The organism is Anaeromassilibacillus sp. 1001302B_160321_C8, assembly GCF_015554745.1.
Lineage (GTDB): Bacteria > Bacillota > Clostridia > Oscillospirales > Acutalibacteraceae > Anaeromassilibacillus > Anaeromassilibacillus stercoravium.
Genome location: NZ_JADNJD010000004.1, coordinates 118,553 through 133,438, shown reverse-complemented (window position 1 = coordinate 133,438; position 14,886 = coordinate 118,553). Strand labels below are relative to the sequence as shown.

General features: G+C 52.2%; 18 protein-coding genes, 1 other RNA gene and 1 pseudogene. 8 read left to right on the top strand and 12 right to left on the bottom strand.

The genetic code is table 11. The annotated features are described in order from the left end of the window. Position 1 precedes the first annotated feature (1 nt). The 3 genes and pseudogenes from I2E77_RS04510 to I2E77_RS04500 all read right to left on the bottom strand — a co-directional run bounded on the left by I2E77_RS04510 (position 2) and on the right by I2E77_RS04500 (position 2,500). Positions 2-772, bottom strand: a complete 771-nt coding sequence (locus I2E77_RS04510) for a sugar transferase (RefSeq protein WP_195450687.1) — start codon at positions 770-772, stop codon at positions 2-4. Between the two features lie 206 nt (positions 773-978). Then, positions 979-1,119, bottom strand: a pseudogene (locus I2E77_RS13760) (manganese catalase family protein); the annotation flags it as partial. Continuing rightward, entirely contained in the window at positions 1,106-2,500 is a 1,395-nt protein-coding gene (locus I2E77_RS04500) for a recombinase family protein (protein ID WP_195450686.1), read from the bottom strand. The pseudogene I2E77_RS13760 and the gene I2E77_RS04500, both read right to left, overlap by 14 nt. 96 nt (positions 2,501-2,596) lie before the next feature. Here I2E77_RS04500 and I2E77_RS04495 point away from each other — a divergent pair, with 96 nt between their 5' ends. Beyond that, entirely contained in the window at positions 2,597-2,830 is a 234-nt protein-coding gene (locus tag I2E77_RS04495) for a hypothetical protein (protein WP_191362608.1), read from the top strand. Positions 2,831-2,853: 23 nt separating this feature from the next. Here the strand turns inward: I2E77_RS04495 and I2E77_RS04490 are convergent, their stop codons facing one another. From I2E77_RS04490 to I2E77_RS04460, 7 genes are all read right to left on the bottom strand, one after another. Next, positions 2,854-3,015, bottom strand: a complete 162-nt coding sequence (locus I2E77_RS04490) for a hypothetical protein (protein WP_172749557.1) — start codon at positions 3,013-3,015, stop codon at positions 2,854-2,856. Between the two features lie 15 nt (positions 3,016-3,030). Then, entirely contained in the window at positions 3,031-3,201 is a 171-nt protein-coding gene (locus tag I2E77_RS04485; protein WP_172749558.1) for a hypothetical protein, read from the bottom strand. Between the two features lie 32 nt (positions 3,202-3,233). Continuing rightward, positions 3,234-3,863 carry a superoxide dismutase gene (locus I2E77_RS04480; RefSeq protein WP_087230882.1) on the bottom strand — a complete coding sequence of 210 codons (630 nt, stop codon included), beginning with the start codon at positions 3,861-3,863 and terminating at the stop codon, positions 3,234-3,236. A gap of 82 nt (positions 3,864-3,945) precedes the next feature. Continuing rightward, positions 3,946-4,122 carry a hypothetical protein gene (locus I2E77_RS04475; protein ID WP_172749560.1) on the bottom strand — a complete coding sequence of 59 codons (177 nt, stop codon included), beginning with the start codon at positions 4,120-4,122 and terminating at the stop codon, positions 3,946-3,948. Positions 4,123-4,127: 5 nt separating this feature from the next. Then, a complete protein-coding gene (locus I2E77_RS14250; protein WP_087230885.1) occupies positions 4,128-4,280 on the bottom strand; it encodes a manganese catalase family protein in 153 nt (50 codons plus the stop codon). Further along, a complete protein-coding gene (locus I2E77_RS04465) occupies positions 4,280-4,540 on the bottom strand; it encodes a spore coat protein CotJB (RefSeq protein WP_191362607.1) in 261 nt (86 codons plus the stop codon). The genes I2E77_RS14250 and I2E77_RS04465 overlap by 1 nt, the downstream gene beginning before the upstream one ends. Then, the gene (locus tag I2E77_RS04460) at positions 4,537-4,734 is read right to left on the bottom strand and encodes a spore coat associated protein CotJA (RefSeq protein WP_237966420.1); all 198 of its coding nucleotides are present in this window, start codon (positions 4,732-4,734) and stop codon (positions 4,537-4,539) included. Before I2E77_RS04460 ends, I2E77_RS04465 begins: the two co-directional genes overlap by 4 nt. A gap of 223 nt (positions 4,735-4,957) precedes the next feature. On the opposite strand from I2E77_RS04460, the gene I2E77_RS04455 reads away from it, so the two are divergent. The 3 genes from I2E77_RS04455 to I2E77_RS04445 all read left to right on the top strand — a co-directional run bounded on the left by I2E77_RS04455 (position 4,958) and on the right by I2E77_RS04445 (position 9,620). Then, positions 4,958-6,007, top strand: coding sequence for a lysylphosphatidylglycerol synthase transmembrane domain-containing protein (locus tag I2E77_RS04455; protein WP_191362606.1), 1,050 nt, complete (start codon positions 4,958-4,960; stop codon positions 6,005-6,007). A 99-nt stretch (positions 6,008-6,106) separates the two neighbouring features. Further along, positions 6,107-7,213 (top strand): endolytic transglycosylase MltG, encoded by a 1,107-nt coding sequence (gene mltG, locus I2E77_RS04450; protein WP_191520992.1) that lies wholly within the window; start codon positions 6,107-6,109, stop codon positions 7,211-7,213. 316 nt (positions 7,214-7,529) lie between these two features. Continuing rightward, positions 7,530-9,620 carry a glutamine synthetase III family protein gene (locus I2E77_RS04445; protein WP_191362634.1) on the top strand — a complete coding sequence of 697 codons (2,091 nt, stop codon included), beginning with the start codon at positions 7,530-7,532 and terminating at the stop codon, positions 9,618-9,620. A gap of 143 nt (positions 9,621-9,763) precedes the next feature. Here I2E77_RS04445 and rnpB read toward each other — a convergent pair. Then, an RNA gene (gene rnpB / locus I2E77_RS04440) (RNase P RNA component class A) lies at positions 9,764-10,109 on the bottom strand. Between the two features lie 48 nt (positions 10,110-10,157). Further along, entirely contained in the window at positions 10,158-11,627 is a 1,470-nt protein-coding gene (locus I2E77_RS04435) for a nicotinate phosphoribosyltransferase (RefSeq protein WP_237966421.1), read from the bottom strand. A 289-nt stretch (positions 11,628-11,916) separates the two neighbouring features. On the opposite strand from I2E77_RS04435, the gene I2E77_RS04430 reads away from it, so the two are divergent. The 4 genes from I2E77_RS04430 to I2E77_RS04415 all read left to right on the top strand — a co-directional run bounded on the left by I2E77_RS04430 (position 11,917) and on the right by I2E77_RS04415 (position 14,886). Further along, positions 11,917-12,246 carry a helix-turn-helix domain-containing protein gene (locus I2E77_RS04430; protein ID WP_242969625.1) on the top strand — a complete coding sequence of 110 codons (330 nt, stop codon included), beginning with the start codon at positions 11,917-11,919 and terminating at the stop codon, positions 12,244-12,246. Between the two features lie 197 nt (positions 12,247-12,443). Then, the gene (locus I2E77_RS04425; protein ID WP_195450685.1) at positions 12,444-13,514 is read left to right on the top strand and encodes an AI-2E family transporter; all 1,071 of its coding nucleotides are present in this window, start codon (positions 12,444-12,446) and stop codon (positions 13,512-13,514) included. Positions 13,515-13,583: 69 nt separating this feature from the next. After that, entirely contained in the window at positions 13,584-13,994 is a 411-nt protein-coding gene (locus tag I2E77_RS04420; protein WP_237966423.1) for a GntR family transcriptional regulator, read from the top strand. After that, positions 13,987-14,886, top strand: coding sequence for an ABC transporter ATP-binding protein (locus tag I2E77_RS04415; protein ID WP_087230903.1), 900 nt, complete (start codon positions 13,987-13,989; stop codon positions 14,884-14,886). The genes I2E77_RS04420 and I2E77_RS04415 overlap by 8 nt, the downstream gene beginning before the upstream one ends.

The following is a 14,886-nucleotide window of genomic DNA, read 5'->3' as shown; positions in this document are numbered from 1 at the left end:
CTCATTTCGCGATGGGAGGGCCGGGGAATTCCGGCGGAGAATGTACGGGGTTCTCCAATGCTCTTTGGAGCGGTTTCCCTTCAAAGAGGACTTTGACTGTCAAAATGATCAACTTAATATCCTGCCACAGGGAAAAATGCTTGATATACCAAAGATCGTAAGCTGTTTTTTCGGAAATCTCGGTGTAGTAGTGGCCATACACCTGCGCCGTACCGGTAAGCCCAGCCCGCACGAGAAAGCGCTGTTCATACTGATCGACCTCCGCCTTGTATTTTTCCACAAACATGGGGCGTTCGGGCCGCGGGCCAACCAGGGACATGTCCCCTTTTAAAACATTGAGCAGTTGTGGGAGCTCGTCCAAATGTGTGTTTCGCAGAACCTTCCCAACCCTGGTAATGCGGGGATCGTCCGCGCTTGCGAGGACGCCGCCTGTAATGGCTTCCGCATGGTGGATCATTGTGCGGAATTTGTAGATGCGGAATACCTTTTCATTCCGCGTGACCCGTTCCTGGCTATAAAAAGCCGGTCCCGGAGAATCGAGACGGACAATGATACTGCACAGGAATAGAAGTGGAGCGCAAAGAATCAGCCCCACGGTTGAACATAGGATATCCGCCAGGCGCTTCAGAACAGCGGATACAAGGGATGGACAAAAAGAACCGGATTGGATCGGTTTCGGATGTCCGGCAGTCCTATGCAAGGTGCTGTGTTTGCAGGATGTATGTTGTATCTGTGGCTGTAAAATGCCAGCCTTCTTTGCAGGGAAATACACCCAATCACCTTCTATTCCAGGTTCGTGAAATCGCGATAAAATTTAATGGGAAGGAAAACAGCCTCCTTCCCTAAATTTTACCAATGTAGCAACAAGAAGGGAGAAAAAAGTCGGAATCTTTCACATAACCTTTTGGATAAGTTATTTTATCGATGGAAGAAGACATATCGGCAATATTTTTGATGCGCAGAGCGCCATTGTGACCCTTCTGTACCTATATCGGTCAATATGGCTTTCAGCTCCGGATAGGGCATGCTGTATCTCTGGCTCAAATAGCGCAGAGAGGCGCCCAGCTCGCCATGCGGCCCACCGCATCGCGGTTGGAGATGGTTTTTACTCTGTTCGATAGTGGACCGTCAAGTGGTTTTGTTCTGCATCGTATACAATGCGGTCGAATATGGCGTGCAGCACACGGTTTTTGGCTTCGTTCGGGAGTTGGCCATCCCGCAGCAATGCACCCATGTTCACGGCGGATGGGGCTTCCTGTAAGGGATGGCAGCGATGCACTTCCGCAGAAAGGGCGGTGAGGTGCGCCTGTAACCGCGCCTTTTCGCATTGGTATTCCTCTAGGGACTCGGCTCCAGCTTCATAGGCATCCCGGAGACGCTCCAACTTTTTCCGTTCCTGTTCAAGTTGCAATTGAAATGGATTTGAAGAATCCGCGCGGGGGCAGGGGTTCCTTTCGAAAGCATGTGGGGGGAGGTCGGCTTCCAGGATGCATAAGATCCATTCTTCCATTTTCCGCATGGAAATGTAGTGGGAGACAGAACAATGCCCGTGGGCATAGGCGCTGCATTGCAGGGCGTCGCGGGAGGTTTTGACCAACGGTGCGCCGCAGGTGGAGCAAAATACAAGGCCACGCAGGGGATAAGCTGTTTGAGGAGCACGCTCGTTCCGCCTGCATCCTTTTTGGTTCAATTGCCGCTGGGATTCCTCCCATAGAGAGGGATCCACTAGGGCTTGGTGCATCCCATCCGAGAGGACTGGCCCGGCGGGGGGCGATTGCTTCGTCCCCGGATGGAGGTTCCAGCGGATTTTCCCCAGATAGACGGGGTTGTGCAAGAGATAGGCGACTGCGCGCGTTTCCCAGCGTTGCCCGCGTGCGGTGGGAATCCCCATGGCGTTGAGCCGGCGGGCGATTTCGTTGCACGGAACCCCCTGCGCGCATAGGCGGAACATCCACTGAACAATGGGGGCGGTAGTGGGATCGAGTATGTATTGTTTTTCCTGCATCCGATAGCCGAAAGGGGGTGGGGTGACCGGTTCCCCGCGGCTCACCTTTTCCAGCATGCCGCGCTTGACCTCTTCCGCCAGATTGATGCTGTAATATTCGTCCATCGCTTCGATCACCGCTTCCAGCAGCAGGGAGAGCTTGTCGTCGCCCAGCTGTTCGGTCACGGAAACGACGTCGATGCCCAGCTGCTTGCGCAGCATGGTTTTGTAGACAATGCTATCCCGGCGGCTGCGCGCAAAACGGCTGAATTTCCAGAGGATGATGCAATCGAAGGGCTTAGGTTTCTGCTTGGCAATTCCGATCATCCGCATAAAGGCGGGGCGCTTTTTGGCTTCCTTTCCGCTGATTCCCTCCTCTTCCCGGAAAATATATGCTTCTGGCAAGAGAAAATCGTGCTTTTGGGCATAATCCCGGATAACTTTGAGTTGGCTGTCCGGGCTGTATTCCAGTTGGCCGTCCGTGGATACGCGGATGTAAGCTGCTGCGGTTCTCATGGCGATTCCTCCTACCACATGTGTAGAGAGCGGACAGGCTCATTATGCGGAATAGGACGAACCACCGCGTGAATATAAAAAACAGGGGGATTGCTCATGAATGTTCGCGATGAATTTACCGTGGATGTTTATTTTGGAGAAGAGCGGCGCAACTCTTACCGGTTCCGCAGGAAGAAAGCGCCGAAGGGGAGGGAACAGTTTGTAGAGACCGGGCGGAAAGCCTGGATGGAGATGGAGCGTCAGCCGGCTGAGAACGAGATCCTGTTCCGGGCGCTGGAAAGGGTTCTATCCGGCCTATCCATCAAAGAAGGGGAAGCGCCGCAGGATTGAATGCGGCAGCTCCCCCTTTTTGTTTATCCGTTCTGTAGGAGTTCTACATACTGTTGCAAGTCGTCCACCGAGCGGATCTCTTCGGAACGCAGGCTGATGGCATCCTGCATATCGGGCGGCAACGACAGAAAATATTGTAAAACGTCCGGCGCCTCCTCGAAGAGATCGTCTAAGCTGTTTGCCATATTTCGCCTCCTTTGTCATTCCTCTTCTTGGCAGTGCATGGCGAATTCATGCAGGTCGTCAAAACTCAAGATATGATCCGCCTTGTACCCCAAAGCCTGCTTCACATCGTAGGGCAGAAGCGAGTAATACTGATTGGCTTCGTAGTCCTTGGAAAGAAGCTGATACAAATCGGTATATTCCTCCAACGAACCAGCGCCTCCTTTCCGCGTTTGCGCGCTCAACATCGGCTGCATTGCGCGAACTGCTCTTCCACCTGTTTCCAATTGATCAGGGAAAACCAACGGTCCACGTATTCCGGACGGCGGTTCTGATATTGCAAATAATAGGCGTGCTCCCAGACGTCGACGGGCAGAAGGGGGCACATGTGCAGGGTCAGCGGCGTATCCTGGTTGGCGGTTTTCAGGACGTGCAGCCGCCCTTGCCCATCCATTGCAAGCCATGCCCAACCGGACCCAAACTGGGTGACAGCGGCGTTTTTCATCTTTTCTTTCCAGGCGTCATAGGAGCCAAAATAGCAGTCGATCGCTTCTGCCAATTTCCCGGAAGGGTGGGTGTTTTTTTCCGGCCCCATACTGCGGAAATACAGTTGATGATTGTACACGCCGCCTGCGTTGTTTCGCACCGCAACCCGGATTGCTTCCGGCAGGGCGTCGCCCTGCTTTAGTAGCTTTTCGAGGCTCCAGCTGTGGTAGGCCGGGTAGTCGGCCAGCGCCTTGTTCAGGTTATCGACATAAGCTTGCAGGTGCTTATCATGGTGGAAATGCAGGGTTTCCGCGTCGATTTCCGGCTCCAACGCGCGGTAGTCGTATGGCAAAGGCTCTGTTGAAAAGGGATACTGTTGACTCATAGAGCGGTCATCCTCTCGTTATAGCTATTTTTGCAATCATATGTTGCAAAAGACCGTCTCATGCGAAATCGCCTTTTCGAGCTCAGTCGTCGCCGCGCGTATACTTGTCCACTGCATCGCAGAGGCTTTCAAACGAATTTACGCCTCCTGCGCGGTCTCGCAGGCACTCCTGCACATACTCCGGCAGGGTGTCGAAATACTGGCGGGCTTCCCCGTCGCTTTCCAGTAAGCTATATAGATCCGGGTATTTGTTTTGCATTTCATTCACCTCCGGGGATAGTTTTCCCCAAAAGCGGCAATCATGCATCGCAAAAAGCGATTTGGTCCACCGTATTGTGTGATGATGATTTTTGCAAGTGCAGGATTGGGATTTTTGATTTTAACGGGATATTGCAGTCGCTTCTCATAGACCCACATTATTCATCATCCTCCATTCCTGTTTCCCATGGCCAGGGTCCGGTGATCCAAGCCCAGCGGCTGGTATTGGAGCTGGTTTCGTGCAGAGGGCCATAGGTAGCTTCGTATTGTTTTGTGAGTTCATCCGCTTTTTTGCGGGCCTCCTCCAATTTCCGGGCGGCGTCGCAGTTGTTTGGATGGGAGTCCAGGAACAGGTGCAGTTCCCACATGGAGAATCGCAGCGAAGAAATTTTGCGCATCAACATTTCTTGTTCGTTCATCTGGGTTCTCCCCTCCTTCCATAGAACGGCTTATTCAGTTCTGGGAAAATGGTGCCGTTGTCAAAACCCTGTTCGGGGGTATAGATGTTGCTGAACTGTTGATATGGGACGTAAGCCATGGCTGGCACGGTTACCGCAGGCAGTGGCGTTGGCTGTGCGAGATCACACATCTGTTCATTCATATCATTCGCCATAGTAACTCTCCTTTCGCATCAAGATATCGCATCCCGCGTAAGAAGGCGTGGGAGTGTGGAGCTTATCCATGTGCATACTATGCAGGGAGACGGGAGCGGGTGCTCTTCCACTGGACACTTTTCACTTGTATATTTTTGAAAACTGTTATAGAATAAGAAGGACTTGCCCTAGGGGGCATAAACGGCGCCCGGTTGTAGGCGTTTCAAAATGGAGGACGATCCCATGGGGGACAAAATTGTAAGAGTCTTGAAAAAAAATCTGGTGGCGATCATCACCATCGTGATTTCGATGGGGGTTCTGCTCTATTTCCTATTTACAACGGACGGTATTACCGCACTGGGACATCTTGTTTCCAGCATGCGCTGGGAATGGCTCCTGATTACGCTGGGAGCGATGGTTGGCGGCTGGCTGTTGGAAACCTATGTGTTGGGGGTCTTTTGTAAACATTTATACCCTAAGTGGAAATTTTCACAGTCGTTCCACATTGCGATGACCGGCCTGCTCTATAGTGCCTTGACGCCTTTTGCTACAGGCGGGCAGCCGATGCAGATGTACTCCATGAGTAAGATGGGGATGGATACAGGAAAAGCCGGCTCCATTGTCGCAATGAAAACGTTGGTATATCAAGCGCTTATGGTGGTCTATGCCATGGTGATGGTGATTTTCCGTCTGGGATATTTTCAAAGGAAAATCAGCAATTTTTCTTTTGTCACGGTGATCGGCCTGGTGACAAACGGCGTCTTTATTCTTGGCGTCACGCTGTTTATGTTGAGCGAAAAATCGACCGACCGCTTCCTGCGGTTTTTATTGCGGAATCTGTACCGGTTCCGTTTGTGCCGCCATCCCGTCGCCGTATATAAGAAGATCCACGGGCAGATGAAGATGTTCCATGATAGTGCAAAAATCATGGGGACATCTGTCAAAGTCTATGTGAAAACGATCTTTTTTACAATCGTCCAAATCACATTGGCGGGTTTGATCCCTTATTTTATCTATCGATGCTTTAATTTGCCTCTGAACCCAGATGCAACGGTATTCACAATGTTAGCAGCGCAGACCTTTGTAACCATGGTGTCTGCTTTTGTCCCATTGCCGGGTTCCTCTGGCGGAGCGGAAGGAAGCTTTTACCTGTTTTTCGGGCCCTTTTTCGGTGCAACGATCATTCCAGCCATCCTTCTGTGGCGCTTAGTGACCTATTATGCAAATATTCTGTTCGGCTGCCTAACAAATGTGGTAGGACGGGCATTGGGTATTGAGGGCAAAAAAACGTAAAATTCACAATTTGTTTCCAGGCGAAGGCTTGCAGGAACTTGTACGGGTGATTATACTGAAAAGAGGAAACAATTGGACGATGGTAAAGGGAGTGTTTGAATGAATGTTCTAAAAAGGTTTGCCAAGCGCTGCGTGGCGCTGGCCTTATGTGCATGTTGCTTGGGCGGGGCTGTCGTAGCAAACGTGCCAGTGACGGCACAGGCGGCGGTGTCCGTTTCCGCGTCCACCCCTGTGATCCGTTTGGATACAGCCAGCTGCGAACTGAATACAACCGCACAGAAGTATTATCTGGCGGTGACGGTCACGCCGGACCGTGGCACGCCTCCGGACGCGGTATCCTCCAATCCGGACGTCGCGGTTGGAAAGTATGTGAAGAAAGCCGGCGGCCGGTATCTGTATGAAATCAGCGGTTTGAAGGATGGTTTGGCGACCATCTATCTGCGCTATGCCAATGTGGAAAATATGATGTCCGTGAAAGTAGGGGATGAGACCGGCACCATCGACGTGCGGATCCCAGAGGGTTCTACCCTGCGGGAAACCGCACAGGCGTTGGAACGCGCGGGCGTGTGTAGCATGAAGGACGTCTTTGATGCGGCAAACAGCAATGCGTTTGACAGCTATTCGTTTATTGCATCCATCCCGAACGCGGACAGCCGGTATTATAAGTTGGAAGGATATCTCTATCCGGATACATACAACTTCTGGAAGGGACAGAATGTCCAGAGTGTCCTGAAGACGATGTTGAACAATTATCAAACAAAGACGGCCAATATCAATTGGCAGAATGCGGCCGGCCTCACAAAGGAGCAGGTGATGACCCTGGCTTCTATTGTGCAGCGCGAAAGCACCGCAACGGACCGCGCCAACGTTGTCTCTGTGTTTGTCAACCGTTTGAAATCCGGCAATACGGTCAATGTCTATCGCTTGCAGGCGGATTCCACCATGTATTATCCATACCGGGCGCAGGGCAATGTACCCAGTCAGTTGCCTGGTTTCCAAAGCACCTATAACACCTATAACATCACGGGATTGCCGGCTGGACCAATTTGCAGCCCAAGCGTTGAATCCATCCAGGCAGCTTTGAACCCAGCTAGCACCAATTATTATTACTTCTGCCATTCTGCGGCGGGAAATTCCTATTTTGCAGAAACACTGGAGCAGCACAATGCCAATCTAGTGGCGGCAGGGCTCCGCAGCGCTACATAAATCGAAGAAATCCAATGTTTATCAACTGCCCTGAAGATTGCGTTTCTTCAGGGCAGTTTTCGCTGGGGGAATACTGGCACAAATCAAAAAGTACTGTTGGAACGGAAGCCAAAAGCTCCCGCAAATTTTGCCAGTAGCAGTTGACATTTGGCGAAGGTTAGGCTATAATGAAAAAGCTATAGCGAAGGCGCTGTGGGGATCGCCCTGCGGCGCTTTTTGTTGTTATACAGAGGGCGCGCCTGTGATTCCTTGCATGTCCATTTGCAGGCGCTGGTAGAATCGCTTGAAATAAAATAGGGAGTGACTTTTGATGAGCATTCGGAAGATCCCGGAAATTTTTGGCAGCATGGTGTTCAATGAGAGCGTTATGAAGGAGAGGCTGCCGAAGGATACGTATAAGGCCCTGAAACGGACCCGGGAACAGGGGGAACCCCTTGACCCGCAGGTAGCAAACATTGTCGCCAACGCGATGAAAGAATGGGCTGTTGAAAAGGGCGTGACCCATTTTACGCACTGGTTCCAGCCGATGACCGGAATCACTGCGGAAAAGCACGACAGTTTCATCTATCCGGTGGAAAACGGCAAAGTCATCATGGAATTTTCGGGCAAAGAGCTCATCAAGGGAGAGCCGGATGCTTCCAGTTTTCCCTCCGGCGGCCTGCGTGCAACCTTTGAGGCACGCGGCTATACGGCGTGGGACCCAACCTCTGATGCATTTATCAAGGACGGCACGCTCTGCATCCCGACCGCTTTCTGCTCGTATGGGGGCGAGGCGCTGGATAAAAAGACACCACTTTTGCGCTCCATGGATGCACTGAATAAGCAGGTGATGCGCATTCTACATCTGTTTGGGACACCGGCCAATCGCGTCAATACCACGGTCGGGCCGGAACAGGAGTATTTCCTGATCGATGAGGCGATGTATAAAAAGCGCAAGGATCTGGTCTATACCGGCCGTACCCTGTTTGGCGCAAAGCCGCCGAAGGGCCAGGAACTGGAGGATCACTACTTCGGTGTGATCAAGCCCCGCGTGTCCGCCTATATGAAGGATCTGGATGAAGAATTGTGGAAGCTGGGCATTTTGGCGAAGACTAAACATAATGAGGCGGCGCCGGCCCAGCACGAATTGGCGCCGATCTTTACCACGGGAAACGTCGCCACGGACGGCAACCAGCTGACCATGGAAATTATGAAGAAGGTCGCCTCCAAGCACGGGCTGTACTGCCTGCTGCACGAAAAGCCGTTTGCAGGCGTCAATGGAAGCGGCAAACACAACAACTGGAGCATCTGCACGGATACGGGCATCAACTTATTGGAGCCGGGAGAATCCCCGGAAGAAAACGCCCAGTTCTTGTTGTTCCTGACGGCGATCTTGGAAGCGGTTGACAAACACCAGGACCTGCTGCGTTTGTCCGTTGCGAGCGCGGGCAATGACCACCGCCTCGGTTCCAGCGAAGCGCCTCCGGCGATTATCTCTGTATTCCTAGGGGATGAACTGACTGGAATTTTGGAGTCCATTGAAAACAAGAGCGAATACGACCAAAAAGATGCGGCGGAAATGAACATTGGCGTCGACGTACTGCCGAAGTTTCCGAAGGATGCGACGGACCGCAACCGGACATCCCCGTTTGCGTTTACGGGCAATAAATTTGAATTCCGTATGTTAGGCTCCACGGTTTCGATTGCGTGCCCCAATATGATTTTAAATACGATTGTGGCGGACACCTTGTGCCGTTATGCCGACCGGTTGGAAAAGGCGGAGGATTTTAACAAGGAACTAAATCACATTATCCGCCATTCCTACCGTGATCACAAGCGCATCGTGTTTAATGGGAACAACTATGCGCCAGAGTGGGTGGAAGAGGCCAAACGGCGCGGCCTTTTGAATTTGGAATCGGCAGCGGATGCATTGCCCTATTATAAGCATCCCGAGAATATTGAACTGTTTGAAAAATACGGGGTGCTTTCTGGGACGGAGATTGTTTCGCGCTGTGAGATCCAATTGGAGAACTACTGCAAACAGATCCATATCGAGGCGCTCACCATGGTGGATATGATTAAAAAGGATATTCTCCCGGCCGCCTGCGCGTATATGAAAGATATCAGCAAAGAAGCGATCAATAAGAAGCAGCTTTGTGCGGACATTTCCTGCGAGCTGGAGGAAACCCTGCTCAAGAAGCTCTCCCAATTGACCGCAGACCTCTATAAAGAGATGGAGGCGCTGGAAGCAGCGGTTGCCGGGGCAGAGGATATGCAGGATGTCGAACAGTGCGCAAAATATTACCGTAACCCGGTGCTGATGCAGATGGAAAAGACGCGTGCCATTGCGGATGAGATCGAATGCAACGTTGGAGAGAAATATTGGCCGTATCCCACCTATGGAGATCTGTTGTTCAGCGTCCGGTAAGCCAGAAAAATTAAAAATCGAACTGCGTTCGCATACGAATCTGTAAAATGGTTTTCATAAGTTGCAAACAAAAATCCCCGCTGTCAAAAAGACAGCGGGGATTTTTTATGCTAGGAGACATTTTTTGCCTCCACAAATTTTAAAGTGCGACCAGGCCTGTAAGCCGAGTTCTGTCGTGAACAGCCATCTATCTTGGCTGGGCGTTGCCGCGCCAGCTCGATGCCACCTCCACAGGACGCGCCGGGCCGGCGCATATGTCCCTCCACGGTGTTGCTCCGAATAGGGTTTGCAGAGCCGCGCAGTCTCCTGCGCGCTGGTGAGCTCTTACCTCGCCTTTCCACCCTTGCCGCAAAAGCGGCGGTATATCTCTGTTGCACTTTCCCTAGGGTCGCCCCCGGCGGCCGTTAGCCGTTATTCTTGCCCTTTGGAGCTCGGACTTTCCTCGGGTGGACCCTTTCGGGTATCACCCGCAGCTGTTCAGCCTGCTCGCAGGCATTATTCTAGCTGATTTTCCCTCAGATGTCAACCAGAAATCCGTCAGCGCTGGCTTAACGCAGTGTTCTCTTCAATCATGCGGTTTTTAATGTCCCAGAGCGCCGGAGATAGGTCAACATAATATTGATGCGGGTTTTCAAAGCGGGTGACTTCCTCCCAGAGGGTGTCCACCTGTTCGGCACAGTAACGTTTGATCTCTTCCAGCGTGCGCTCCTCGGCGATGCACTGGCCGTGTTCGAAGATCTTTTTGCGCAGCTTCACGGCGCGGAAATTGGTGACCATTTTGCGCTTCCAGATGTGCTCCGGGTCAAAAATTTCGTACGGCTGGGAATCGTCGATGACTTCGTCGTGTAGCGTTACGACGTCGGCAATCGCCTTGCCAGTGTCGCGGTCAAACAAACGCCACAGCCCCTTGAAGCACGGCGTGGTGATCTTTGCAACGTTTTCGCTGATCTTGATCTTGGGGATAATGTTGCCATTGGCGTCCTCGACGCCGGCCAGCTTATAAACGCCGCCGAAAACCGGTTCGGAACCGGAGGTGATCAGGCGCTCGCCGACGCCGAAACTGTCAACTTTCGCACCTTGCATCAGCATGTCGCGTATAATGTATTCATCAAGGGAATTGGAGGCGCAGATTTTGCAATCGGGGAACCCCGCCTCGTCCAGCATTTTACGGGCTTTACGGGACAGATACGTGATGTCGCCGCTGTCGATCCGGATGCCGGCGGGACGGTAACCACGCGGGAGCAGCTCTTCCTGAAACACCTTGATGGCGTTTGGCACGCCGGATTTCAGGACATTGAAGGTATCCACCAACAGGGTACAATTGGAGGGGTATTCGCGGGCATATGCGCGGAAGGCGTCCAATTCGCTGTCAAACAGCTGGACCCAGCTGTGGGCCATGGTGCCCAGGGCAGGGACGCCGAAATCCGGGGCGCAAATGGTGCAGGCGGTGCCGCAGCAACCCCCAATGTAAGCGGCCCGCGCACCGTAGATGGCGCCGTCGGCTCCCTGTGCGCGGCGGGACCCGAATTCCATGACGGCGCGGCCTTGTGCGGCGCGGACAATCCGGTTTGCTTTCGTGGCGATCATACTCTGATGGTTGATGGTGAGCAACAGCATGGTTTCGATCAGCTGTGCCTGGATCACCGGGCCGCGCACGGTGACAATCGGCTCGCCGGGGAAAATAGGGGTGCCTTCCGGGATCGCCCAAACGTCGCAGGCGAACTGGAAATTCCGCAGGTACTCCAAGAATTCCTTCTGGAACATGTGCGTGGATTCCAGATAGGCGATGTCGTCGTCCGTAAACTCCAGGTCTTTAATATAGTCAATCAACTGTTGTACGCCGGCCATGATAGCAAAGCCGCCATCGTCTGGGATATGTCGGAAAAACATGTCAAAATATACAACGGTGTCCCGGTAGCCATTGGAAAAATAGCCATTGGACATGGTGATTTCATAGAAATCGGTCAGCATTGTGAGATTTCGCGAGGGCTTTTTCTGATTTGTCATGGTAACATCTCCACAAATAAAGTCCCGAGCTGGTTTGCCTTTCGCAAGGGCGTTTTGTCCCGGTTGGTAAAACAGCACGCACGGATGTGATTCCGGCGTTTAACGGATAGGATTATTATAGCAAGGTTCGAGCAAAAGCACAAATATGTTTTTCTTCTCTTGTTGGCCAGAAATTGGAAGCAAAAAATATGCCGAAGAAGCTAAAAATATGTAATATTTTTGTTGCGTTTTCTACAAATAGATACTATAATAGAAATATCGAGTGGATTTGTGTGGGTTTAGTTGTTCAATGAATCGCTTTATCCAAAATTCACATCGTTTTGTTGGTGATATTGGTAAAAAATTCATGCATGTAGGGAGTGAATGTAAGGTGAGATTACGCAAGCAAGCATTGGGGACCCGCAATCTTGTTGGGGCGCGTGTCGAAATGGCCCGGAAAAGCCAGGGGATGAAGCAGAAAGAGCTGTTGGCTCAGCTTCAGGTGAACGGAGTCGATATGAACGCGTCCGGATTGTCCAAGCTGGAAGGGCAGATCCGTTATGTAACGGATTATGAGCTTTCAGCCCTAGCGAACATCCTAAATGTATCTGTGGATTGGCTGCTGGGAAGAGAAAAATAAGAATGAAAACAACGAGCGTCCCGCGAAAGGAAAGCTCATGGCGCGCCGTTCCTCCCGTGGAGGAAAACGGCCGGATGAGTAGGGCTGTACCCAACTACGGCACTTTCCGCTCGCGGGGCGCTCTTTTTGCGCCTATTTGCGCGTAATAGAAATACATCCTTCCCCCATATATTTGAAGAGGAAATGGGGGGACTTCCATGTTAGATCGGAATTTTCTAGCAAAAGGAAGAGCATATGCCGTCTTTTTTCTGGCATATACAGGGATTTTCTGGTTGTTCACAGCCACATTGCGGTATACATTTCCCTTCTTGGCAGGATTCGCTTTAGCTTGGTTCTTACAACCAGTTGTCCGCTTCCTGAAACAGAAGTTGCCCCTCTCCGAAGGATGTGCCGCCGCGGTGACCACAGCGGCTTTGTATGTGCTGCTGATCGGCGCGCTGTTCCTATTGGGCATGTGGCTGGTGGGGGAAATCAACAATTTGCTCCACACCATCCGGGATGCGGACCTTGGCCGTCTGACAGAGCCTTTGAACCGCCTTTTCCTACAGGCGGGGGAGTTCCTCAACCATATTGATCAGGATTTTATCCAGGAGAATCAGCGGCAATTGCTCAACCTTGCACAGGCCGCTGCCTCTGTGCTCACCAGTGCTTTGACGGCAGCATTGGGCTTTTTGACCTCGCTTCCAGCGGTGCTTGCGATGTTCTTGGTAATGGTGGTGTCCACCTATTTTTTTTCAAAAGACATGGAAAAAATTCGGAAGCGTTTGTCCAACCTGCTCTCTGCGCGGGGAAAGGGAATTCTCCGCGAGGCATCCCGACATGGGGCGCACATTGGCGGCCAGTATTTGACCTCTTACCTGTTGTTGTATTGTCTCACGTTTTTGGAGACGTTATGCATCTTCTTTGCCACTGGGGCGCCTTATCCATTAGTGCTCAGCATTGTTGCAGGATTTGCGGACTTATTGCCGGTATTGGGGCCGGGAGCGGTCTATTTGCCGTTGGCACTCCTGTTTTTTGCACAGGGAAGCCCGCTGAAGGGGATTTTTTTGGTGGCGGGCTGGCTGGTTGTGAGTGGGGTGCGGCAAATTGTGGAGCCGAAACTCCTGGCAGCTTCCACACAGATTCATCCTTTGGCTATGTTGGCAACGCTGTATTTTGCTTTGGCGGCCAATAGCTTCCTGCTGCTTGTATATTTGGTGTGCCTGCTGTTGCTCATGCAGGCGCTGCGCAAAGCCAAGCTCCTTCCAACCTGGTTCCCATGTGATTGACAGGGGAATGTTTGTATGTTATAGTTATACTGTATTAATACACATAATACAGAAAGGACGGTGAACGATGTGCTGTTTTCGCTGGACTATCGGAGCCGGCTCCCGATTTATGAGCAGCTGTATCAAAACATAACGCGGATGGCCGCGCTCGGCGCACTTGCAAAAAATGAGCAAATCCCCTCTGTACGTGCGCTGGCCCAGGAGCTGGGGGTAAATCCCAACACGGTGCAGAAGGCCTACCAGCTTTTGGAACGCGATGGGATCATCTATTCCGTCCCGGGAAAGGGATCGTTTATTGCAGAAGCCGCCAATGCGCTTTCCCAGCAAAGGGAACAGGCCGTTGAAAAGCTGCGGGATGCGGCGGGGCGGGCCTTGGACTGCGGCCTTTCCCTGGAAGAAGCACAAAACTGTGTAAAAGAGGTTTATGAGGGCGGACGTCCTGCTGTGAATCAACAAGAGGGGAGTGACGGACATGATTGAAGCCAATCAATTGACGAAGCGCTTTGGCATACTCACTGCGCTCGATCAGATTTCGTTCCAGATCCAATCCGGCTCCATTTTTGGGCTGGTAGGAAGCAACGGCGCTGGAAAATCGACTTTTCTGCGGACGTTGGCCGGAATCTATCAGCCGGATGGGGGCAGCGTTACGCTGGACGGGGAGGCCCCGTTTGAAAACCCTGGGGTGAAGTCCCGGATTTTCTTCATCCCGGACTATCCGTATTTTTTCCCGCAGGCATCTCTGGACAGCATGGCGGCATTTTATAGCCGTTTGTACCCCACCTGGAGCCGGGAGCGCTATGAAGCCTGCTGTGCGATGTTCCCGCTGGACCGGAAGATGCGGATTGGCAATATGTCGAAGGGCATGCAGCGCCAGGCGGCGCTGATCTGTGCAATTGCGGCGCAGCCAGAGTTGCTATTAATGGATGAAATCTTCGATGGCCTAGACCCGGTGATGCGCCAGCTTTTGAAGCGGATTGTCGGCAGCGAAGTGGCCGACCGCGGGATGACCGTGGTGATTGCCTCGCACAACCTGCGGGAGTTGGAGGATTTCTGCGACCATGTGGGGCTGTTCCACAAGGGAGGTGTACTCTTTGAGCGCGAGCTGGATGAACTGAAACTGGGAATCAATAAGGTGCAGGCCGTCTTCCAGCCACTTCCAGGCCCAGAGGCCTTCCAGGGGCTTGACATCCTAAAGACCGAGGTGCGCGGTTCCCTGGTGAGCTTTGTCGCACGCGGGACGAAGGAAGACATTCTGGAGCAGATCAACGCCCTGCATCCCGTGTTTGCGGAAGTGTTGCCGCTTACATTGGAAGAGGTATTTATCAGTGAAATGGAGGTGGCAGGCTATGATATTGAAAACATCCTCAACTAG

What these genes read in the sequence shown, in the direction of transcription:
- I2E77_RS04500 (WP_195450686.1), bottom strand. Translation starts at nt 2,500, where the DNA reads ATGAGAACCGCAGCAGCTTACATCCGCGTATCCACGGACGGCCAACTG.
- I2E77_RS04495 (WP_191362608.1), top strand. Translation starts at nt 2,597, where the DNA reads ATGAATGTTCGCGATGAATTTACCGTGGATGTTTATTTTGGAGAAGAG.
- I2E77_RS04490 (WP_172749557.1), bottom strand. Translation starts at nt 3,015, where the DNA reads ATGGCAAACAGCTTAGACGATCTCTTCGAGGAGGCGCCGGACGTTTTA.
- I2E77_RS04480 (WP_087230882.1), bottom strand. Translation starts at nt 3,863, where the DNA reads ATGAGTCAACAGTATCCCTTTTCAACAGAGCCTTTGCCATACGACTAC.
- I2E77_RS04475 (WP_172749560.1), bottom strand. Translation starts at nt 4,122, where the DNA reads ATGCAAAACAAATACCCGGATCTATATAGCTTACTGGAAAGCGACGGG.
- I2E77_RS14250 (WP_087230885.1), bottom strand. Translation starts at nt 4,280, where the DNA reads ATGTGGGTCTATGAGAAGCGACTGCAATATCCCGTTAAAATCAAAAAT.
- I2E77_RS04465 (WP_191362607.1), bottom strand. Translation starts at nt 4,540, where the DNA reads ATGAACGAACAAGAAATGTTGATGCGCAAAATTTCTTCGCTGCGATTC.
- I2E77_RS04460 (WP_237966420.1), bottom strand. Translation starts at nt 4,734, where the DNA reads ATGGCGAATGATATGAATGAACAGATGTGTGATCTCGCACAGCCAACG.
- I2E77_RS04455 (WP_191362606.1), top strand. Translation starts at nt 4,958, where the DNA reads ATGGGGGACAAAATTGTAAGAGTCTTGAAAAAAAATCTGGTGGCGATC.
- mltG (WP_191520992.1), top strand. Translation starts at nt 6,107, where the DNA reads ATGAATGTTCTAAAAAGGTTTGCCAAGCGCTGCGTGGCGCTGGCCTTA.
- I2E77_RS04435 (WP_237966421.1), bottom strand. Translation starts at nt 11,627, where the DNA reads ATGACAAATCAGAAAAAGCCCTCGCGAAATCTCACAATGCTGACCGAT.
- I2E77_RS04430 (WP_242969625.1), top strand. Translation starts at nt 11,917, where the DNA reads ATGAATCGCTTTATCCAAAATTCACATCGTTTTGTTGGTGATATTGGT.
- I2E77_RS04425 (WP_195450685.1), top strand. Translation starts at nt 12,444, where the DNA reads ATGTTAGATCGGAATTTTCTAGCAAAAGGAAGAGCATATGCCGTCTTT.
- I2E77_RS04415 (WP_087230903.1), top strand. Translation starts at nt 13,987, where the DNA reads ATGATTGAAGCCAATCAATTGACGAAGCGCTTTGGCATACTCACTGCG.